Raw genomic sequence first — 17,197 nt, 5'->3', positions numbered from 1 at the left:
TCCGCGGTCCTCAGATCAGCAGCGGATCAATGACCCTGTACAACTCGTCAGCCAGCTCGGGCCGATCGCGAAGCACGTTCTCCAGAACGGCTCGCCAGTACCCCGCCTCTTTGAAATAGGCGTCCTCGTCCTGGAGGCGCAGGCGGGTCTCAAGCAGTCGGGTTTCGAAGTCCGGCCCGAGGCAGCGGCCCACTTCGCCGCTGACCCACCAGCAAAGATCGCTACCCGCGGCCGCGACCAGAACGCGCGCAGCGTCGAACGCGACCCGTTGCGGGCTCACGCCGGCCATGGATCAACGCTACGTTCGCGCATCCGACCTGTCGCTCGTCCGCCGCATCCGGCCACCCGCCCTACCGCCGCTGCCCCCGATAACGCCTGAGCAGCGCAGTGATCTTGCCGTAGTCCCGCTGGGGGTGCCCCTTGGGGCGTGTTCCGCGAACGTTGCGTGAACTTCGACGGGCAGCGGCCTGCGGGGGAGTGCGGGGACACGCGGATGTGGCTTCTTTCAGGGGCTTCGGTGCTGGTGGGGGCGCGTTCGGGGTGGATGGCGAGATCAACCCAGATCAGGATGTACGTCGCTTGCACTCGACAGGGTAGAGTGCTAAAAAACGGTTGGCACTCACCTGTGGAGAGTGACAATCCCACAGTCTGGGTCGGGGCGATGAGGCCTCAGCTTCGGCGGCGGAATGGCAGCCGCTCGGGGCAGGGGCCGTCCGTCGCGGGCGTCGGCTCGATCCGTCATAGCCACCCTGTTCCGGGAGGACTGGAGCCTATGGCTGCAAAGATGATCGCGTTCGACGAAGAGGCCCGTCGGGGTCTCGAGCGCGGCATGAACCAGCTTGCCGACGCCGTCAAGGTCACCCTTGGTCCCAAGGGCCGCAACGTCGTTCTGGAGAAGAAGTGGGGCGCCCCCACGATCACCAACGACGGTGTATCGATCGCCAAGGAGATCGAGCTCGAGGACCCGTGGGAGAAGATCGGCGCCGAGCTGGTCAAGGAAGTCGCCAAGAAGACCGACGACGTCGCCGGTGACGGTACGACGACGGCGACCGTTCTGGCGCAGGCGCTGGTCCGTGAGGGCCTGCGCAACGTCGCCGCCGGCGCCAACCCGATGTCCCTCAAGCGGGGCATCGAGCAGGCCGTCGAGCGCGTCAGCGAGGAGCTGTCCAAGCTCGCCAAGGACGTGGAGACCAAGGAGCAGATCGCTTCCACGGCCTCCATTTCGGCCGGCGACGCGCAGATCGGCGAGATGATCGCCGAGGCGATGGACAAGGTCGGCAAGGAAGGCGTCATCACCGTCGAGGAGAGCAACACCTTCGGGCTCGAGCTTGAGCTCACCGAGGGCATGCGCTTCGACAAGGGCTACATCTCGCCCTACTTCGTGACCGACCCCGAGCGGATGGAAGCGGTCCTGGAGGACCCCTACATCCTGATCGTTCAGGGCAAGGCGTCGGCCAACAAGGACCTGCTGCCCGTCCTCGAGGGCGTCATGCAGTCCGGCAAGCCGCTGCTGATCATCGCGGAGGACGTCGAGGGCGAGGCCCTGGCCACCCTGGTCGTCAACAAGATCCGTGGCATCTTCAAGTCCGTGGCCGTCAAGGCCCCGGGCTTCGGTGACCGCCGCAAGGCCATGCTGGGCGACATCGCCACGCTGACCGGCGGCCAGGTCATCAGCGAGGACGTCGGCCTCAAGCTCGAGGGCACCACGCTCGACATGCTGGGCCGCGCCCGGAAGATCGTCGTCTCCAAGGACGAGACCACGATCGTGGACGGCGCCGGTGACGCCAACGAGATCGCGGGCCGGGTCAACCAGATCCGCACCGAGATCGACAACACCGACTCCGACTACGACCGCGAGAAGCTCCAGGAGCGTCTCGCCAAGCTGGCCGGCGGCGTCGCCGTCATCAAGGCCGGCGCGGCGACCGAGGTCGAGCTGAAGGAGCGCAAGCACCGCATCGAGGACGCCGTTCGCAACGCGAAGGCGGCCGTCGAGGAGGGCATCGTCCCCGGCGGTGGCGTGGCGCTGCTGCAGGCGGGCGCCCCGGCGTTCGACAAGCTGGAGCTCGCGGGCGACGAGGCCACCGGTGCGGCCATCGTCAAGCGCGCGCTTGAGGAGCCCCTCAAGCAGATCGCCGTCAACGCCGGCCTTGAGGGCGGCGTCGTGGTGGAGAAGGTCCGCAACCTGACCCCGGGTGAAGGCCTGAACGCCGCGACCGGCGAGTACGTCAACATGTTCGAGACGGGCATCCTCGACCCGGCGAAGGTCACCCGTTCGGCGCTGCAGAACGCGTCGTCGATCGCGGCCCTGTTCCTCACCACCGAGGCCGTCATCGCCGAGAAGCCGGAGAAGAACCCGGCCCCGGCCATGCCGGACGGCGCCGGCGGCATGGACTTCTAAGTCCGTACCGTACGACCCGTACGCGCAAAGGGGCGGTCCCTGCCGGGACCGCCCCTTTTGTCGTACCGGGGGTGAGGATTTCGACCGCCCCCTTCCGCGTGCCGCCGGGCCTTGGCAGGATCGCCCGGGTGAGCGATCTCTTCAAAACCCCCGTACTGAAGGTCGAACAGCCCCGCCGCGGCCCCTTCGCCAAGTCGAGGTACAAGGTCATGGACGGTGAGGGGACCGTGCTGGCGGTCGCCGCCGAGACCGGCGACCACGGCCGCGGCGAGACGCTGCGCCACATGTTCCCCGGCAAGTCCGACCTGGACCCGCGGGCCGTGCTGCTCACCGACCCCGAAGGCACCGTGCCGCTGCTCATCGTGGACAAGGCCGGGGGCCGCATGCTCACCTCCGTTCGCCGCCCGGACGGTGAGATGGTCGGCACCTTCCGCACCGAACGGATCGGCCGCCGCTACCTCCTGCACGACGGCGCGGACGAGAAGATCGGCGAGGTCGAGGTCGACCTGCCGCGCCAGAACTTCACCGTCGTCGACCTCGACGGCGGCCGCGTCGCGCACGTACGCAAGAAGTGGAACGGCCTGGCGACCCACCTGCTGACGACGGCCGACCGCTACGCCGTCGAAATCACCGACCCGGTGCCCGAGCCGCTGCGCACGATGGCCGCGATGACGGCGATCGCCATGGACATGAACCTGCACGAATCGAAGGACATCACCTGACGCACAGGGGGCTTTCCGCCCCCTTCCAGGCGAGGTACGTTCCGATCGTGCAGGCCATGCCAGGGCGTTCGAACGGCTGGTGGATCTCACCGGCCATTCCCACGATCGCCAACGCCGTCCTGGCCGTGCTCTGGGGTTTCTCGGCCCTGGGCGGCTGGGGCGACGCGGCCTTCTGCGGCGACGCCGATCAGCATGACCCGGGTTGCGGCGACGATTTCGGCTTCACCGTCCGCCTTTCGGTCCCCTTCGCCGTCCTGGCCGCCGTCATAGGCGTGGCGGCGTGGGCCCTTCCCCGCGTACGGCACAACCCGGCGCGCCTGGACGCCCTCCTCACCGTCGGCGCTTTCCTTTGGGTGCTGGCCGAGGGCGTCCTCTTCATAGGCGGCTACATCGCCAAGCCCTAACCGGCGCCAAGCCCTGGCCCACCTCTATCTGGCCCACCTCTCTAGCGACAACAACCGATCCACGACTCGGGCCGAGGCCCGGCCGTCGTCCAGCGGGCAGAACTCGGCGGCGAAGGCGGTCAGCTGGTCGCGGCTCGCGGCCGCCACCGCGTCGAGCTCGCCCAGCGTGGCGATGAGCTCTTCGCTCGTCTTCAGCATCGGTCCCGGCTGGTGCGCGGACAGATCGAACGCCAATCCCCGGATGTCGTCGCGATAGGCGTCCAGGTCCGGCGTGAACAGCAGCAGCGGCTTGCCCAGCCCGGCGAAGTCCACCATCGCCGAGGAGTAGTCGGTGACCATCGCGTCCGCGGCCAGATAGAGCTCGGTGACGTCCGGGTAGCGGGTCACGTCGATGACGAACGAGGCGCAACTCTCGGGCAGCCCCGCGTTCATCAGGTGATGGCGTCGCAGCAGCAGAACGGTGTCGTCGCCCAGCGCCTCGGCCGCCCGCGCGAAGTCGAACAGCAGGTCCTGGCGGGCCAGGCCGTGCTTGCTCGTCTGCAGATGGTCACGCCAGGTCGGCGCGTACAGAACGGCCTTCTTGCCCTCGGGAACGCCGAGCCGAGCGCGGACGGCCGCACGGATCTCGGCGCTCCGCGGCCCGTACGCGAGGTCGTTGCGCGGGTAGCCGGCCTCCAGGACCTCACCCTCGTAGTGGAACGCCCGCCGCATGACCTCGGTGCTGAACGCGTTCTGTGTCAGCAGCAGGTCCCAGCGCGCCACGTCGTTCACCAGGTCCCGGCGGCGCTGGTCGCGGCGTTCCATCTGCGACCAGTCCATGTCGAAGCCGACGCTCTTGATCGGCGTTCCGTGCCAGGTCTGCACATAACTCTGGCCGTCACGCGACCGGTAGCAGGTCGGCTGGGCGACGTTGTTGACCACGATCCGCGCCGCCGCCGTGAGCTCGTAGTACTCGCGGCTGAACCGCTGCACCACGCGGGCCCCCTCGGGCGCCACGAAGTGCTGGTCGCCCATGACCCACACCAGCTCGTGGCCGGTGTCGCGCCGGACGAACTCCTCGTAGATCGCCTTCGGGTTGCACGAGTACTGCCAGCCGAAGTAGCTCTCGAACATCACCAGGTCGCGGATCGGGCTGCGGAGGAACGCGGGGTAGTCGCGTTCGCGCAGCATCCGCAGCGCGTGAGGCCCTCGTTCACCGTCGGCGCGGGCGATGCGCGACTCGACCGTGAGCCCGTCGGACGCCGCGGGCCAGAGCCGGAAGCGATGCCCGGCGACCTCCAGGGCGGGCGGCAGGCTCGCCAGCAGCCCCTTGGTGGCGACGACGGCGACGTCCTCGATCGACGCGCGCAGCTCCCAGGTCCCGGTGGCCAGCGGCAGCGCCCCGGCCAGGGTGGTGATCGAGGCCAGGTCGACGACGGCGGTGAACCGGCCGCAGTCCCAGGTCAGCGGGAACGCGTGCTCGACGTCGGTACGGCGGCGCCGGAGCACGAGCTGCGACGGGCGTTCGGCCGGCTCTCCAGCGAGCCGCCCGGTCACGACCATCCGCCCGTCCTCGGGCATCGTGAGCGCTTCGAAGACCAGGACCGGCGGTCCCTGCGTCAGCACGGCGTTGCCGTAGCGCGTCCGCGTGAGCCGGAACGCGTTGTTCACAGAGGTGTGAACCGACTCGGTGAAGTCCGGCGGAGCGGTGAGCCGCACCGCCTTGCCCTGGGACTTGACCGACAGCTCCCAGTTGATCGGCTCGGTCGGCACGGCCCGGTCGGCGGGCAGCGGAACCCGCAGCCGGAACGGCGTCGAGTCCCCGTCGGCCGGGAGCAGCTCCAGCGGGAGCTTCTCGGTCGCCCCGCGTTCACGGCACCGCACGGTCACGGTCTGATCCTCGGGAACGACGCCCTCGCCCAGCCATCCCTCGATCTCCAGGGCGCCCTCCGACCAGCGGTGGTCGGTGATCGTCGCCTGCGTCCGCCGCACGCGTACCGTGACCGCGTCGTCGGCCGGCACGAGCTGCACGCGCGCCTGACCTGGGACATCGCGGTACGTGGACCAGGCCGCGCCCGCGCCGCAGCGCGCGACGACACCGCGCAGCGGCCGCGACCATGGCCGACGCGGGCCGAGATGGACGGCGACGTGCATCGTCCAGTCGGCGTTCTTCCAGGACGGGACCGACCTCAGGCGCTTCGGATCGATCGTCACCGAGAACCCGGACCCGTCGTAGGACACGGCGGGCTGCCGCGAGTTGGCGGTCACCTCGGGCCGGAGCGACCGCTCGACGTCGAGCCGCACGCGCCGCCGGGTCCTGGTGTGCTGCAGCCACACGTCGATGCCGTCGTCCAGAGTCATCGGAACGCCCGGAACGTAGGCGTGCCCGTCCACCCGCGCGCTGCCCGACTCCCAGCTGATCTCGTCCACCTGCGCGATCACGCGCATCTCGGCAGTGGCGTCGTAGACCGCGTCGGGAACCGGGGCAGTGCCGGCCTCAACGGCTGTATCGCCGCGGAACGGATGGCCCGCGTACCAGCGGCGACGCAGCACACCCCGCGCCTCGTACTCGCCCGCGGGCAGCCCGGTCCGCTCGTACTCCAGAACGGTCAGCAGGTCGCCCACCCGCCGTTCCCGCGCCAGGTGGTACTTCAGCCGCCGCAGCGAGGTCAGCCGATCGAGCAGCGCGGGGTCGAGTTCGCCGAGATAGTCGTCGACCAGCTCGCACAGCGCGTACCGGTAGGCCTCGTCGCCCTCCTCCAGAACGTTGATGAAGAGCATCAGGTCGTTGTCGAGGCAGGTCAGGTCGTACGCGCCCTTCAGGCCGGGCGCCGACTCGGCGAGGAACCGCGAGACCGACCGGATCGAGGCGACGCGGTCGCGCGCGTTGCCGATCTCGGTGCGACGCTGGGTGATGGACCGCTCGCCGCCCTCGCGCCGCCGGTAGTGGTAGACGACGTCGCTCAGCACGTCGACCTTCTCCGCCAGCACGTGCGCGGGGATCGTGACCGGCGCGTCCTCGTAGGCGCCGGGCGGGAACTCCAAGGCGTGCTCGTCGTAGAACGACCGCCGGAAGACCCTGTTCCAGGCGGTGCGGTCGTGCAGCAGTTCGGCGTCGCGGCTGACGTGCGTCCCGATGCGGGTGGCGCGGAACGCCTCCCCGTAGAACGTCGCCCTGCTGAGCCGGTCAGAGCCCGAAAGGATCTGCACCGCGCCCGTGACCAGGTCCGATCCGCTCGACTCCAGCGACCGCACCATCCGCTCGTACGCGTAGGGCGGGACGACGTCGTCGCTGTCGGCGAAGGCCAGGAACTCGCCGCTCGCGTGCCGCGCGCCGGTGTTGCGGGCCGGCCCGAGGCCCTGGTTCTGCTGCCGTACGAGCCGGAACCGCCGGTCCTCGCGCGAGTACCGTTCGGCGATCGCCGCGCTGCCGTCCTGCGAGCCGTCGTCCACCATGATCACTTCGAGGTCGGCGTGGCTCTGCCGGGCCAGCGACCGCAGGCAGGCGTCGATGTAGTCCTCGACGTTGTAGAAGGGAACGACGGCACTGAGCTTCGGTGACATCTGACGTCCTCGTTCGGGCGGTCGGAAACGCTAGGTGTTCGGTCTTCTCGGATCGGGATGGGAATCGGATCGGGGTCAGCGGTCCAGGAGGGCGAACGTCTCGTCCCAGCGGGACAGGATCGCCTCGGGCGCGTACCGCCGGACGGACTCGCGGGCGGCGCCGCCGAGCCGTTTGCGCAGCGCGGGGTCGTCGATCAGCCGGCGCAGCTCGCGGGCGAACTCGGTGGTGTTCCCGGCGGGCACGATCACGCCGTCCTCGCCGTGGGTGATGAGCTCGCCGATGCCGGGCGCGCAGTCGAACGCGACGCAGGGCACGCCGTGCGCCATGGCCTCCAGGATCGCCATCGGGAAGCCCTCTTCCCGCGAGGTCAGCGCGAAGATCGATCCGCCGAGCAGCGCGGGCGTGATGTCGGAGGTCGGGCCGGGCCACTCCACGCTGGCCGACAGGCCGAGCGCCGCGGTCTGCTTCTCCAGGCGGCGGAACTCCGCGCCGTCGCCTTTGGCGGAGCCGTAGATCCGCAGCGTCCAGTCGGGATGGTGCGGGGCGACGCCGGACCAGGCCTCCAGCAGCATGTCCTGGCCCTTGTCATAGTCGAGGCGTCCCAGCCGTACGACCACCGGGGCGTCCAGGTCGGCGTGACGCTCGGGCGCGACATGCAGGGCGTTGGGGATGTGGTCGGCGTTCGCCAGCCCATCCCGGGCGAACGCCTCGGCGTCGGCCCTGGTCAGCGCCAGCAGCCGGTCGGCGTGAACGAAATGCTCCAGCACACGCCCGTGGCGCCCGGCCTGGCGGCACGCGGCGTAGGACTCGTGGACCATGCCGACGACCCGCATCCCGGGCGGCGCGGCCCGGCGCACCCACTCCATGCCCCACACCTCGGCGACGACCGCGATGGCTCCCGGCCGCGCGTCGCGCAGCAGGTCCCGCAGGCGCTCGACGCCCTCGAACTTCTCCGCGCGCAGCCGACGGGCCTTGCCGCTGACCCGCGCGCGACCGCGCAGGTGCCATTCACCTCGAGGGAACGCGGGGTGCAGGGCCGTGGTGCGGTACGGGAAGTCCGATCCGTGGTCGTGGCGGTTCTGGGGACGCATGATGCCGATCACGTGGACGCGGTGCCCGCGATCCGTCAGCTGCCGGGCCATGAAGTGCACCCAGGTCTGGACCCCGCCGAGAACCTCGAAGTTGTTGCAAATCAGAAAGATGTCGCGATTCCCGACCATCTCGTCCTCCGTCGCACCTGTCGCGCACGTCCGTCCCCGCTCGGATGTAGTCGTTGTTGCCCGTAACCGGGAGCTGATCAACATGCACGAGAAAAGGGGACGATTAATTTGCGGGCCATTGACTAGTGAGGCCTGCGCGCCGCACGTAAAAGTGTGGCCATCGCGGGTTTCGATCATCCTTCGCACGCTCATGAAAGAGATCTGTCGGGATCGAGGTGCGGGGCGGACTGGTGGAGGCGGGCGTGCGGCGTTGGCTGGCCAAAGTGGGCGGGCGCACGGCGGGCAAGGCCCGTCCGGTGCTGCCGCCCGCGCGCGTACGGAACGATCTCGGCCCGCATGATGCGGCACGGGAGAATTTGGAATTCGTCGCGGAAGTGCTGCAAAGCCGTGGAATTCCGTTCTGGGTAATTCGCGACCGCGGTGTCCGGCATCGGATCGCGGTCCGAAAGACGGATAAGACCGAAACTCTGGCCGCCTTTGCCGAATCTCCGATATGTGAGGACTTTCGGGTCGTACCGGTCCGCCCGGGGATCAAGGGAGTCGCGCAACCTCTGCGCTCCGCAGCCCTCAGCCTCGCGGCGGACGTGCTGCGGATCTACCGCCCGCTGGTGAGCGGCTCGAAGACCCTGAAGCTGAGCGCCGACTGCGCCTGTGACCTGGAGTTCTGGGACGAGAGCCCCTCAGGGAGCCTGGTCGCGCCGCGGCCCACCCTGATCGGCGACACCGTTCCCGCGAACGCACTCGAACCGGCGGAGCTCGTGATCGGCGACCGCGCGCATCCGTCGCTCGCCGCCTTCACCAAGCCCCTCGTGGACGACCTCGCGTTCCCGATCGACGCCGTCTACACATGGGTCGACGGCGGCGACCCCGCCTGGCGCGCGCGCCGCGACCAGACCCTGACCGCGCTCGGGCTGACGCCGTCGCGGGCCGACGGTGGGGACAGCAGGTACGCCAGCCGCGACGAGCTGCGCTACTCGCTCCGCTCGCTGGCCATGTTCGCGCCCTGGATCCGGCACGTCTGGATCGTCACCGACGGGCAGCGGCCGGAATGGCTGCGAGACGCGCCGGGTGTGACCGTCGTGGACCACCGCGACATCTTCACTGACCAGGCCGCGACCGCCCTGCCCACGTTCAACTCGCACGCGATCGAGACGCAGCTGCACCACATCGACGGACTGGCCGAGCATTTCCTCTATTTCAACGACGACTTCTTTCTCGGCCGTCCGGTCCGTCCCGACGCGTTCTTCCACGCCAACGGCATCTCGCAGTTCTTCCCGTCGCCCACCGCGATCCCGCCCGGGCCACGCACCGACCGAGACCCGACCTGGATCGCCGCCGGAAAGAACAACCGCGCTCTGATCGAGCGCGAATTCGGGCGATCCACGGCCAGCGCGCTCAAGCACGCCCCGTACGCCCTGCGGCGCAGCGTTCTCGCCGAAATGGAGGAACGGTTCGCCGACGAGATCGAGCGCACGGCCCACAGCCGGATTCGTTCGGTGAACGACGTCGCGCTGGTCTCTTCGCTCTACCACTACTACGCGTTCAGCACGGCGCGCGCAGTTCCCGCCGAGGTGGCGGTGGACACCGTGCCGCTCAGCCACAGCAGCGGACAGGCCACGCTCGACCGGCTCCTGGCCAAGCGCGACCGCGACTGCTTCTGCCTGAACGACATGGCCTCCGGCGATCTGAGCGAAGCCGACAAGTACCGGGTCGCCATGGCGTTCATGGAGGCCTACCTGCCCATACCGGGCCCGTTCGAGACGAGCGATGCGGGCGACACGGACGAGGCGGGCGAGGCGGGCGAGGCGGGCGCCGAGTTGATCGGCACCGTGAGGAGCGCGACCTGATGAGCACCGCGGTCTCGGCCGTCCTGATCGGCGGCGACAAGGCCAAGCGGACCGCAGGCTCCCTGCGGGCCCAGACGCTGCGGAACGTCGAGGTCGTGATGGACGCGAGCAAGGCGTCCGAGGCGTCCGGCGCGTACGTGCTGTTCGTCGAGGCGGGCCGCCGTCTCGACCGGCATGCCTGCATGACGATGCTGAACGAGGCCGAACGCGGCGACGCACAGATCGTTCTGGGCAACGACTCTGCGGCGCGGCTCTACAGCCGAGCGTTCCTCAGCGAGACCGGCGTCTGGCCGACCTGCGCCGAGACGGCCGCGGCGGTACGGGCGGCGGCGACCCGCGTCGTGGAGCTGCCGCATCGCGTCGTTCATCCGGATCGGCCGTCCGCGCTGGGCGGGCTGAAGGCGCGCCTGCGGAAGGCGCCGCGCGTTCTGATGAGCACGAAGCTCAAGCGCCGCGCGTACGACACGGTCTTCCGCCGCCTGCCGATCCAGAAGGGGCTCGTCGTCTTCGACAGCTCGATCACCGGTGAGGGGAGTGGCCTGCGCGCCGTCCACGAGCAGTTGCTCGCATTGGGCCGTCCGCATCGCGCGGCCTGGGCCCATGGCGGCGATGCGACCGGATGCCCTGGGCGTGCTGCCCGCGTGCGGCGCTCGTCCTGGGCGTACTACTGGACGCTGGCACGCGCGGAGTTCTGGGTCGCCGACCAGGAGATCCCCGCGCACATCGCCAAGCGCGCCGGAACCACCTACATCCAGACCGGCCTGGGCGCGCCCGTCGAGTTCGCCGGCCTGGACGCGCCCGCGATGAAGATGTCCACGCGGGCGGCGGCGAAGCGGCTGCGCCAGCGCATGGCCCGGTTCGACGCGGTCATCGTCGGCTCGGAGCACGAGGAACGCGTCGTCAAGGACGCGCTGTGCGTGGACGCCGAGGTGCTGCGGATCGGCCAGCCCCGCAACGACGTCCTGCTCAACGGGACCGGCGACGACCGCATGAACCGCGTCCGGGACGCCCTGGACATCCCCGACGATGTCGAGACCATCGTTCTGTACGCGCCCGCCGAGCCGGTGGGGGTGGACCTCGACCTGGCAGTGCTGGCCGAAGAACTCGGGCCGGACCACGCCCTCGTCTACCGCTCACCCGGCAAAGCCATCGAGGCCATCGGCGCCCTCGGACACCCGGTCTTCGATGCTTCGGCCATCGAGGACCTGCCCGCGCTCCTGCTGCTGGCGGATGTGCTCATCACCGACCACGCCCCGGTGATGTTCGACTTCGTGCTGCTGGACCGGCCGATGATCTTCCACGTGCCGCCCGCCGCCACCGAACGCCTGCGTCGGACCGGCGGTTACCTCGACCCGGAACGTGACGGACCGGGCCCGGTGACGAACCGCCCGGACGAACTGGCCGAGGCGATCCTCGCGCACGAGACGTTCGGGGAGCTGTACCGGGCGGCGCGGCGATCGTTCAGGCTGCGTTTCGCCTCTTTCGAGGAAGGCGCCGCGGCCGAGACGGTCGCCGATCTCCTCACCCGCAACGGCGCCGACGGAGCCAACGGCGCCAACCGAGCTCACGGCGCCACCGGAGCACAGTGAGCACCGGCCTTCCACTACGCGACGCGCCCGCGCCGGAACGGGTCGAGCCCGACCTCGTCAATCGGCGCCCGCGCGCGGCGGCGGTGGCGGGCATCCCGTTCATCGTCGCCCTGATCTGCGGGGCGTGGGCGACCGGCCGCCCGTCGCTGTGGAGCGACGAGCTGGTCACCGTCGACGTCGCCGGACGATCCGTACCGCAGATCATGCGCCTGCTCGGCCACGTCGACGCCGTGCACGGCCTCTACTACCTGCTGATGCATCCGCTGGTGGAGCATCTCGGCATCTCGGCCGCCGTCGTACGAGCGCCGTCCGTCCTGGCCACCGCGATCGCCGCCGCAGCGCTCGGCATCCTCGGCCGCGTCCTCATGACGCCCGTGGCGGGCCTGCTCGCGGGCGTCGTCTACGCGCTGACACCGGTGGCGAGCCAGTACGCGCTGGAGGCCCGTTCGTACGCCCTGGTGACGGCCATCGCGGTGCTCGCCTGCCTCGCGTTCACGCTCGCCCTGCGCGGCGGACGCCCGATCGCGTTCGCCTCCTACACCGCACTCCTCGTGCTGCTGGGGGCGATGCACCTCTTCGCGCTCCTGCTGGTGAGCGCGCACGTGGTCACCGTGCTGGCGTGCCTGGCCGCGCGGCGGCTGTCCTGGCGCCGGGCGCTGGCCTGGGCGGCGTGCGTCGTCGCGGCGGTGCCGGCGCTCGCGCCGCTGGCGAAGGTCGCCAGGTCCGAAAGCGGGGCCGTCGAATGGATCCGCCCGCCCGACGCCGCGCACCTCTGGATCTCGGTGCTGGGCGTCGCCGGGGGACCGGCCGCAACGCTCCTGGTCGTCCTGCTGATCGCGGTCGCCATTGCCATCGCAATCGCCGTGCGGCGCATGACGACGATGCTGATGGTCGTGCTGCCATGGGCGTTCGTGCCGCTGGTGGCACTGCTTGCGCTGTCCCAGCTCCAGCCGCTCTTCGTGCCTCGTTACCTGCTCTTCTGCATCCCGGCGGTCGCGTTGCTCGTCGCGGCGGGCCTGACGTCCGGCCCGCGGCCGCTCATGATCGTCGTCGGGTGTGCGCTGCTGGCCCTGACCGTTCCGGCCCAGGCCGAGTTGCGGCGCCCCGACAGCAAGTGGCACGACGTCACCCCGATCGTCCGCGCGCTCAGCCGGGAAGGCCGCCCCGGCGATCGCTACCTGGTGGCTCCCGCCAACACCCGGCTGCTCGCCTCGGCCTACCCGAAGGTCTTCGGCCCGATGATCGACGTCGCCCAGGCCAAGACCGGAGCGGCGACCGGGACCCTGACCGGCCGTGAGGTCGGAACCCGCGAGCTGCTGCGGCGCCTGCGCACCGCCGACCGCGTGTGGGTCGTGGAACGCCTGAACGGCGACCGCAAGGTCCGCGAACGCGCCCGCGCCCGCATCGCGCTCCTCGACAAGGCCGGCATCACGCGCGTCGTGGAACGCCGGCACGCCAAGAACATGCGGCTCGCGCTCCACGTCAGGGAGAAACCGTGACCGCTATCGCGAGCCGGGCCCGGATCCCCGACGCGGCAGTCTCCAGACGGCACCTTCGCGCGCATCTGCCGTTCCTCATCCTGCTTCTCGCAGCGATCGCCCTGCGGGTGGTGGCGACGCTGGGCTATCCGTCGGTCTTCTGGTTCGGCGACTCCAACGGCTACCTGACCCGTGGCCTCGTACCGGCGCCGTCACCGCTGCGCCCGGCCGGCTACTCGCTCCTGCTGTGGCTGCTCAAGCCGTTCCACAGCTTCACCGTCGTCGTCGCGGTGCAGCACGCGCTCGGGTTGCTGACCGGCGCACTGGTGTACGCGGCGATCTGGAGGGTCAGCCGCCGCCGAGCCGAGAAGACGGGATCCGAGTCCGCGCGCACGCCCGGGTCCGCGCCCGGCCCCACGCCCGGCCCCACGCCCGGCCCCACGCCTGGGTCCGCGCCCGGCCGCACGCCCGGGCCTGCGCCCGGCTTCGCGACCGGGCTCGTGGCCACCCTCGCCGCCGCGCCCTGCCTGCTGGACGTCCATCAACTCGCGCTCGAACAGCTGCTGATGTCGGACACCCTGTTCGTCTTCCTGATCGTCGCCGCCGTCACCGTCCCGCTCTGCTTCGCGTCCCTTCCCTGGTGGGCGGGGATTCCGCTCGGCCTGATTCTGGGTGCCGCGAGCATCACCCGAACTCTGGGCCTCGCCGTCGCCGCCATCCTGGTGGCCTGGTTCCTGGTACGCCGCGCAGGGCTCCGGCTCGTCGCCTCGACCCTGGCCGCGCTCGCGCTCGCGTTGGCGGCGTACGCGGGCTGGTACCACTCGGCGCGCGGTCAGTTCGCGCTCACCGGCTCGAACGGGATCTTCCTCTACAACCGGACCGCCGCGTTCGCCGACTGCCGCATCATCAAGCCGCCGGCTCGCCTCCAACGGCTCTGCCGTGACGATGCCGCGCACCGGCCGGGCGTCGCGCCGGGCTTCTACGTGCTGTGGAGCAAGGACTCACCGTTCCGCCACATCGGCGGCGGCATCGGCGGCGCCCGCGCGAACGAGCTGGCCGGGGACTTCGCCAAGGCCGCCATCAAGGCCCAGCCCGGCGACTACGTACGGGTCGTCGCCGAGGACGTGGTGCGCGGCTTCACCTGGCATCGCGGTACGTACCCCACGCGCGGAACAGTGCGGAGCTATCACTTCCCAGGCAAGATGAAGATCCCCGCGGAGGCCCGGGCGAACGCCGGCGCCTACGCACCCGGCTCCGCATCGCCCCACCGGGTCGAGCCGTTCGCGAGCTGGATCAGGACCTACCAGCGCGTGGCGGTGTGGCCCGGGATCTTCATCGCCGTGGCCCTGCTCATCGGCCTGGTCGGTGTGATCCGCCGCCGGCGGGGCACGGTCACCCTGCCCTGGCTGGCCGCGCTGGCCCTGCTCGTCGGCCCGCCGGTCGTGGCCGACTTCGACTACCGCTACCTGCTCCCGGTCGTGCCGCTCTCGCTGCTCGCCGCCGCCCTGACCTGGGTGGAACGCCCCGCCAAATGGCGCATGTCACGGTCAGAGGCAGCCCGATCGTCTTATACATGAGGGGCAGAGGAGGTCGCCGTGACAGAGGACAGAAAACGAGCAGCGCACCGAGCGCTGGTGGATCGCGTACTGAACGGCGAGGGCCGGGCATCGGCTGAAGAGCGTGCGCGCGCCTTCCGCAACGAGGGCCTTTCGCCGCCGATGGACGCGCTCGTCGCCAAGGTCGTCGACGCGCCCTCCGAAGTCACCGACGCGGACCTGGCCACCGTGATGGCGTCGGGCCTGTCCGAGGACGAGATCTTCGAGCTGGTGATCTGCGCCGCGGTCGGCCACTCCGATCGTCTGTACGAGTCGGGGCTGACGGCCTTGGCCGCCCTGGCCGAAGCGACCGGCGGCGAGGGGAGCCCGGACGATGCGTCTTGAGATCCTCAACAGCGGCTACCGCCCCGGCACCAAGCTGCTGTTCTCGACGATCAAGCTGTTCTCCAGGCAGTCCGTCCCGGACGCCGCCAAGCTGGTCTTCTACCGGCCCGACTTCTACGGCGCCCGGGCCAAGGCCTTCACCCACGAGGCGATGCGCGGGCCGTCGGCCTGGTCGGTCGGCGACCGCGAGTTGATGGCCGCGTACGTCTCCAAGGTCAACGAGTCCGCGTTCTGCATCGGCGCGCACACCGCGACCGCAAGCCAGGCCTACGACGACCGGCCACGCGTGGCCGCCGTGCTGACCGACCTGGACTCCGCCCCGATCGAAGAGCCTCTCCGCGCGACGCTGCGGATGCTGGGCAAGCTGACCCTGGAGGGGGAGGTCGGCGCCGAGGACATGCGGGAAGTCCTGGCCGCCGGCGCCACACCCGACCAGGTCCGGGACGCCCTGGCCGTCTGCGCCGCCTTCAACATCACCGACCGCCTGGCCGACGCGTTCGGCTTCGAAGTCCTCAGCCCCGAGGGTTTTGAGGCAGGGGCCAAGTACCTGCTCAAGCGCGGCTACAAGTAGCCCGGTCCCGGCCCGGCTGCTCCCTCTGCCCATGCTTGCTTTGGGCAGGTCAGAGCAGTGATTCCCCTCAGGTACTGTCGCGCGACACCGCGACGGGGAGGGCTGGAAATGTTCGGTACGTTGCCCGGGCAGGCGCGCGCCCTGTTGTGGATCCGCGTGATCAATCAGATGGGCGCGTACGCGCTCGCGTTCCTGGCCGTGCTCGCCGGGCCGAAGCTCGCACCGGCGGTCTTGATCAGCTTCGGGATCGCCGCGCTGATCTCGCGATGGATCGGCGGCCTGCTCCTCGATCGGTTCGCCCCGCGCACTGTTGTGGCTCTGGGACTGTTCTCGACCGGAACAGCAATGGCTTTGCTGGCGGCGGCTCATGGCGCGACCCAGCTGGTGGCGGCGAGCGCACTGGTCGGGCTGGCGTTCGAGCTCTACGAACCGGCCACCCAAGAACTCCTGGCGAGGGTCACATCGGGGGACAGCCGCCAGGACGCGTATCGCCTGTTCGGCACGTCCTTGGTGGCCTCCGGGGCCGTCGGCGGCCTGATCGCCGCCGTCCTCCTGCCACTGGGCGTCCGATGGCTCGTGGCGGTGGACGCCCTGAGCTGCATCGCCGCCGGCGTGCTCACGGTTCTGCTCCTTGAAGGGGGAGGGTTCTCCCAGGGCGCGCGAGGCGATGGCGGTGCGAGATGGCGTCCGCCTATGGTGCTCGTACGGGTGACCCTGGCCTGTACGGCGTTCGCCTTCGGCTACCTGGCCGTTCTGATGTTCATGCCGTTCATCCTTCTCCAGCGTGGGGCACCAGGCTGGCTTCCCGGGGTGACCCTTACGAGCGCCGCACTCATCGGCCCCGTGGCAGCGCATCTGACGCGGCGAGTCCTGAACCCGCGTTCCCACGGCTTCGTCCTCTCCGGGGGAGCCGTAGTGCTGGGAGCTCTCACTCTCCTCATGGCGTTGAGCGGGGGAGTCGTCGTCGCGGTCTTGGCCTATCTGGGGTGGGCCGTGATCAACAGCGCCGCGCTCGGACGCTGGCAGGCGCTGGTCGCCGACCTGGCTCCGGAGGCAGAACGTCCTCGCTGGTTCGCCATGCAGGGCTCGTCCTGGGGAGTCGCGCAACCGGTGGTGCCCTTGGCCGTCGCCGTGGTGGCAGGCATAGTGGGTGGCACCGCGGTGGCGGCCCCGCTCACGGGCGGATTGGCCTTTCTCGCGGTGCCGTTGTTGATGGGCGTACGGAGATCCGCCAAGGATTCCGTGCCGGATCCGGCCGCCTGACCTGGGATTCGACGGGCTCGGCGGTCGTGTGACCGTCGGATGGACGGCGACACGTCGAACGTTCAGCGCGCGCTGGTTTGACGTTCGGTCCGCGGGGGCATACTGTTCTCTTCGCCCCACAGGGAAGCCGGACGCCTATCTGGCGGCCGGCCCGGTAGGGGAAACCACCAACGATCTTCGGGCCTGGTTCTCCATGCCCGTAGTCGCGGTGTGTCAGAAAT

14 protein-coding genes are annotated in these 17,197 nt (G+C 70.1%); 10 read left to right on the top strand and 4 right to left on the bottom strand.

Annotated elements, in window-relative coordinates:
- Positions 1-10 precede the first annotated feature (10 nt).
- Positions 11-289 (bottom strand): hypothetical protein, encoded by a 279-nt coding sequence (locus J4573_RS47350; RefSeq protein ID WP_208263008.1) that lies wholly within the window; start codon positions 287-289, stop codon positions 11-13.
- Between the two features lie 483 nt (positions 290-772).
- Here J4573_RS47350 and groL point away from each other — a divergent pair, with 483 nt between their 5' ends.
- The 3 genes from groL to J4573_RS47335 all read left to right on the top strand — a co-directional run bounded on the left by groL (position 773) and on the right by J4573_RS47335 (position 3,524).
- The gene (gene groL / locus J4573_RS47345; protein ID WP_208263007.1) at positions 773-2,398 is read left to right on the top strand and encodes a chaperonin GroEL; all 1,626 of its coding nucleotides are present in this window, start codon (positions 773-775) and stop codon (positions 2,396-2,398) included.
- 128 nt (positions 2,399-2,526) lie between these two features.
- Positions 2,527-3,120, top strand: a complete 594-nt coding sequence (locus J4573_RS47340; RefSeq protein WP_208263006.1) for a phospholipid scramblase-related protein — start codon at positions 2,527-2,529, stop codon at positions 3,118-3,120.
- Positions 3,121-3,176: 56 nt separating this feature from the next.
- The gene (locus J4573_RS47335; RefSeq protein WP_208263005.1) at positions 3,177-3,524 is read left to right on the top strand and encodes a hypothetical protein; all 348 of its coding nucleotides are present in this window, start codon (positions 3,177-3,179) and stop codon (positions 3,522-3,524) included.
- A gap of 24 nt (positions 3,525-3,548) precedes the next feature.
- Here J4573_RS47335 and J4573_RS47330 read toward each other — a convergent pair whose 3' ends face one another.
- The 3 genes from J4573_RS47330 to J4573_RS47320 form a co-directional block, all read right to left on the bottom strand.
- Entirely contained in the window at positions 3,549-7,067 is a 3,519-nt protein-coding gene (locus tag J4573_RS47330) for a bifunctional glycosyltransferase/CDP-glycerol:glycerophosphate glycerophosphotransferase (protein ID WP_208263004.1), read from the bottom strand.
- Between the two features lie 75 nt (positions 7,068-7,142).
- On the bottom strand, positions 7,143-8,288 hold the full coding sequence (locus J4573_RS47325; RefSeq protein ID WP_208263003.1) for a glycosyltransferase: 1,146 nt from the start codon (positions 8,286-8,288) through the stop codon (positions 7,143-7,145).
- 188 nt (positions 8,289-8,476) lie between these two features.
- A complete protein-coding gene (locus J4573_RS47320) occupies positions 8,477-8,836 on the bottom strand; it encodes a hypothetical protein (protein ID WP_208263002.1) in 360 nt (119 codons plus the stop codon).
- A gap of 36 nt (positions 8,837-8,872) precedes the next feature.
- Between J4573_RS47320 and J4573_RS47315 the strand changes: the two genes are divergently transcribed.
- The 7 genes from J4573_RS47315 to J4573_RS47285 all read left to right on the top strand — a co-directional run bounded on the left by J4573_RS47315 (position 8,873) and on the right by J4573_RS47285 (position 16,976).
- Positions 8,873-10,135, top strand: a complete 1,263-nt coding sequence (locus J4573_RS47315) for a stealth family protein (protein WP_208263001.1) — start codon at positions 8,873-8,875, stop codon at positions 10,133-10,135.
- The gene (locus J4573_RS47310; protein WP_208263000.1) at positions 10,135-11,724 is read left to right on the top strand and encodes a CDP-glycerol glycerophosphotransferase family protein; all 1,590 of its coding nucleotides are present in this window, start codon (positions 10,135-10,137) and stop codon (positions 11,722-11,724) included. The genes J4573_RS47315 and J4573_RS47310 overlap by 1 nt, the downstream gene beginning before the upstream one ends.
- Positions 11,721-13,223, top strand: coding sequence for a glycosyltransferase family 39 protein (locus J4573_RS47305; RefSeq protein ID WP_208262999.1), 1,503 nt, complete (start codon positions 11,721-11,723; stop codon positions 13,221-13,223). The genes J4573_RS47310 and J4573_RS47305 overlap by 4 nt, the downstream gene beginning before the upstream one ends.
- Positions 13,220-14,779, top strand: a complete 1,560-nt coding sequence (locus J4573_RS47300; protein ID WP_208262998.1) for a hypothetical protein — start codon at positions 13,220-13,222, stop codon at positions 14,777-14,779. The genes J4573_RS47305 and J4573_RS47300 overlap by 4 nt, the downstream gene beginning before the upstream one ends.
- 18 nt (positions 14,780-14,797) lie before the next feature.
- Positions 14,798-15,142 carry a carboxymuconolactone decarboxylase family protein gene (locus J4573_RS47295; RefSeq protein WP_208262997.1) on the top strand — a complete coding sequence of 115 codons (345 nt, stop codon included), beginning with the start codon at positions 14,798-14,800 and terminating at the stop codon, positions 15,140-15,142.
- Positions 15,132-15,713: a carboxymuconolactone decarboxylase family protein gene (locus tag J4573_RS47290; protein ID WP_208262996.1), complete on the top strand. Its 582-nt coding sequence runs from the start codon at positions 15,132-15,134 to the stop codon at positions 15,711-15,713. The genes J4573_RS47295 and J4573_RS47290 overlap by 11 nt, the downstream gene beginning before the upstream one ends.
- A 108-nt stretch (positions 15,714-15,821) precedes the next feature.
- Positions 15,822-16,976: an MFS transporter gene (locus tag J4573_RS47285; RefSeq protein WP_208262995.1), complete on the top strand. Its 1,155-nt coding sequence runs from the start codon at positions 15,822-15,824 to the stop codon at positions 16,974-16,976.
- Positions 16,977-17,197 lie beyond the last annotated feature (221 nt).

The sequence above is a fragment of the Actinomadura barringtoniae genome, assembly GCF_017573505.1.
GTDB classification, from domain to species: domain Bacteria; phylum Actinomycetota; class Actinomycetes; order Streptosporangiales; family Streptosporangiaceae; genus Spirillospora; species Spirillospora barringtoniae.
Note: the sequence above shows the minus strand (reverse complement) of the source record. Positions and strands in the feature narration are given on the sequence as shown.

Excerpts from the sequence above, each read along its gene's own strand:
- J4573_RS47350 (WP_208263008.1), bottom strand. The coding sequence starts at position 289 with ATGGCCGGCGTGAGCCCGCAACGGGTCGCGTTCGACGCTGCGCGCGTT.
- groL (WP_208263007.1), top strand. The coding sequence starts at position 773 with ATGGCTGCAAAGATGATCGCGTTCGACGAAGAGGCCCGTCGGGGTCTC.
- J4573_RS47335 (WP_208263005.1), top strand. The coding sequence starts at position 3,177 with ATGCCAGGGCGTTCGAACGGCTGGTGGATCTCACCGGCCATTCCCACG.
- J4573_RS47330 (WP_208263004.1), bottom strand. The coding sequence starts at position 7,067 with ATGTCACCGAAGCTCAGTGCCGTCGTTCCCTTCTACAACGTCGAGGAC.
- J4573_RS47325 (WP_208263003.1), bottom strand. The coding sequence starts at position 8,288 with ATGGTCGGGAATCGCGACATCTTTCTGATTTGCAACAACTTCGAGGTT.
- J4573_RS47310 (WP_208263000.1), top strand. The coding sequence starts at position 10,135 with ATGAGCACCGCGGTCTCGGCCGTCCTGATCGGCGGCGACAAGGCCAAG.
- J4573_RS47290 (WP_208262996.1), top strand. The coding sequence starts at position 15,132 with ATGCGTCTTGAGATCCTCAACAGCGGCTACCGCCCCGGCACCAAGCTG.
- J4573_RS47285 (WP_208262995.1), top strand. The coding sequence starts at position 15,822 with ATGTTCGGTACGTTGCCCGGGCAGGCGCGCGCCCTGTTGTGGATCCGC.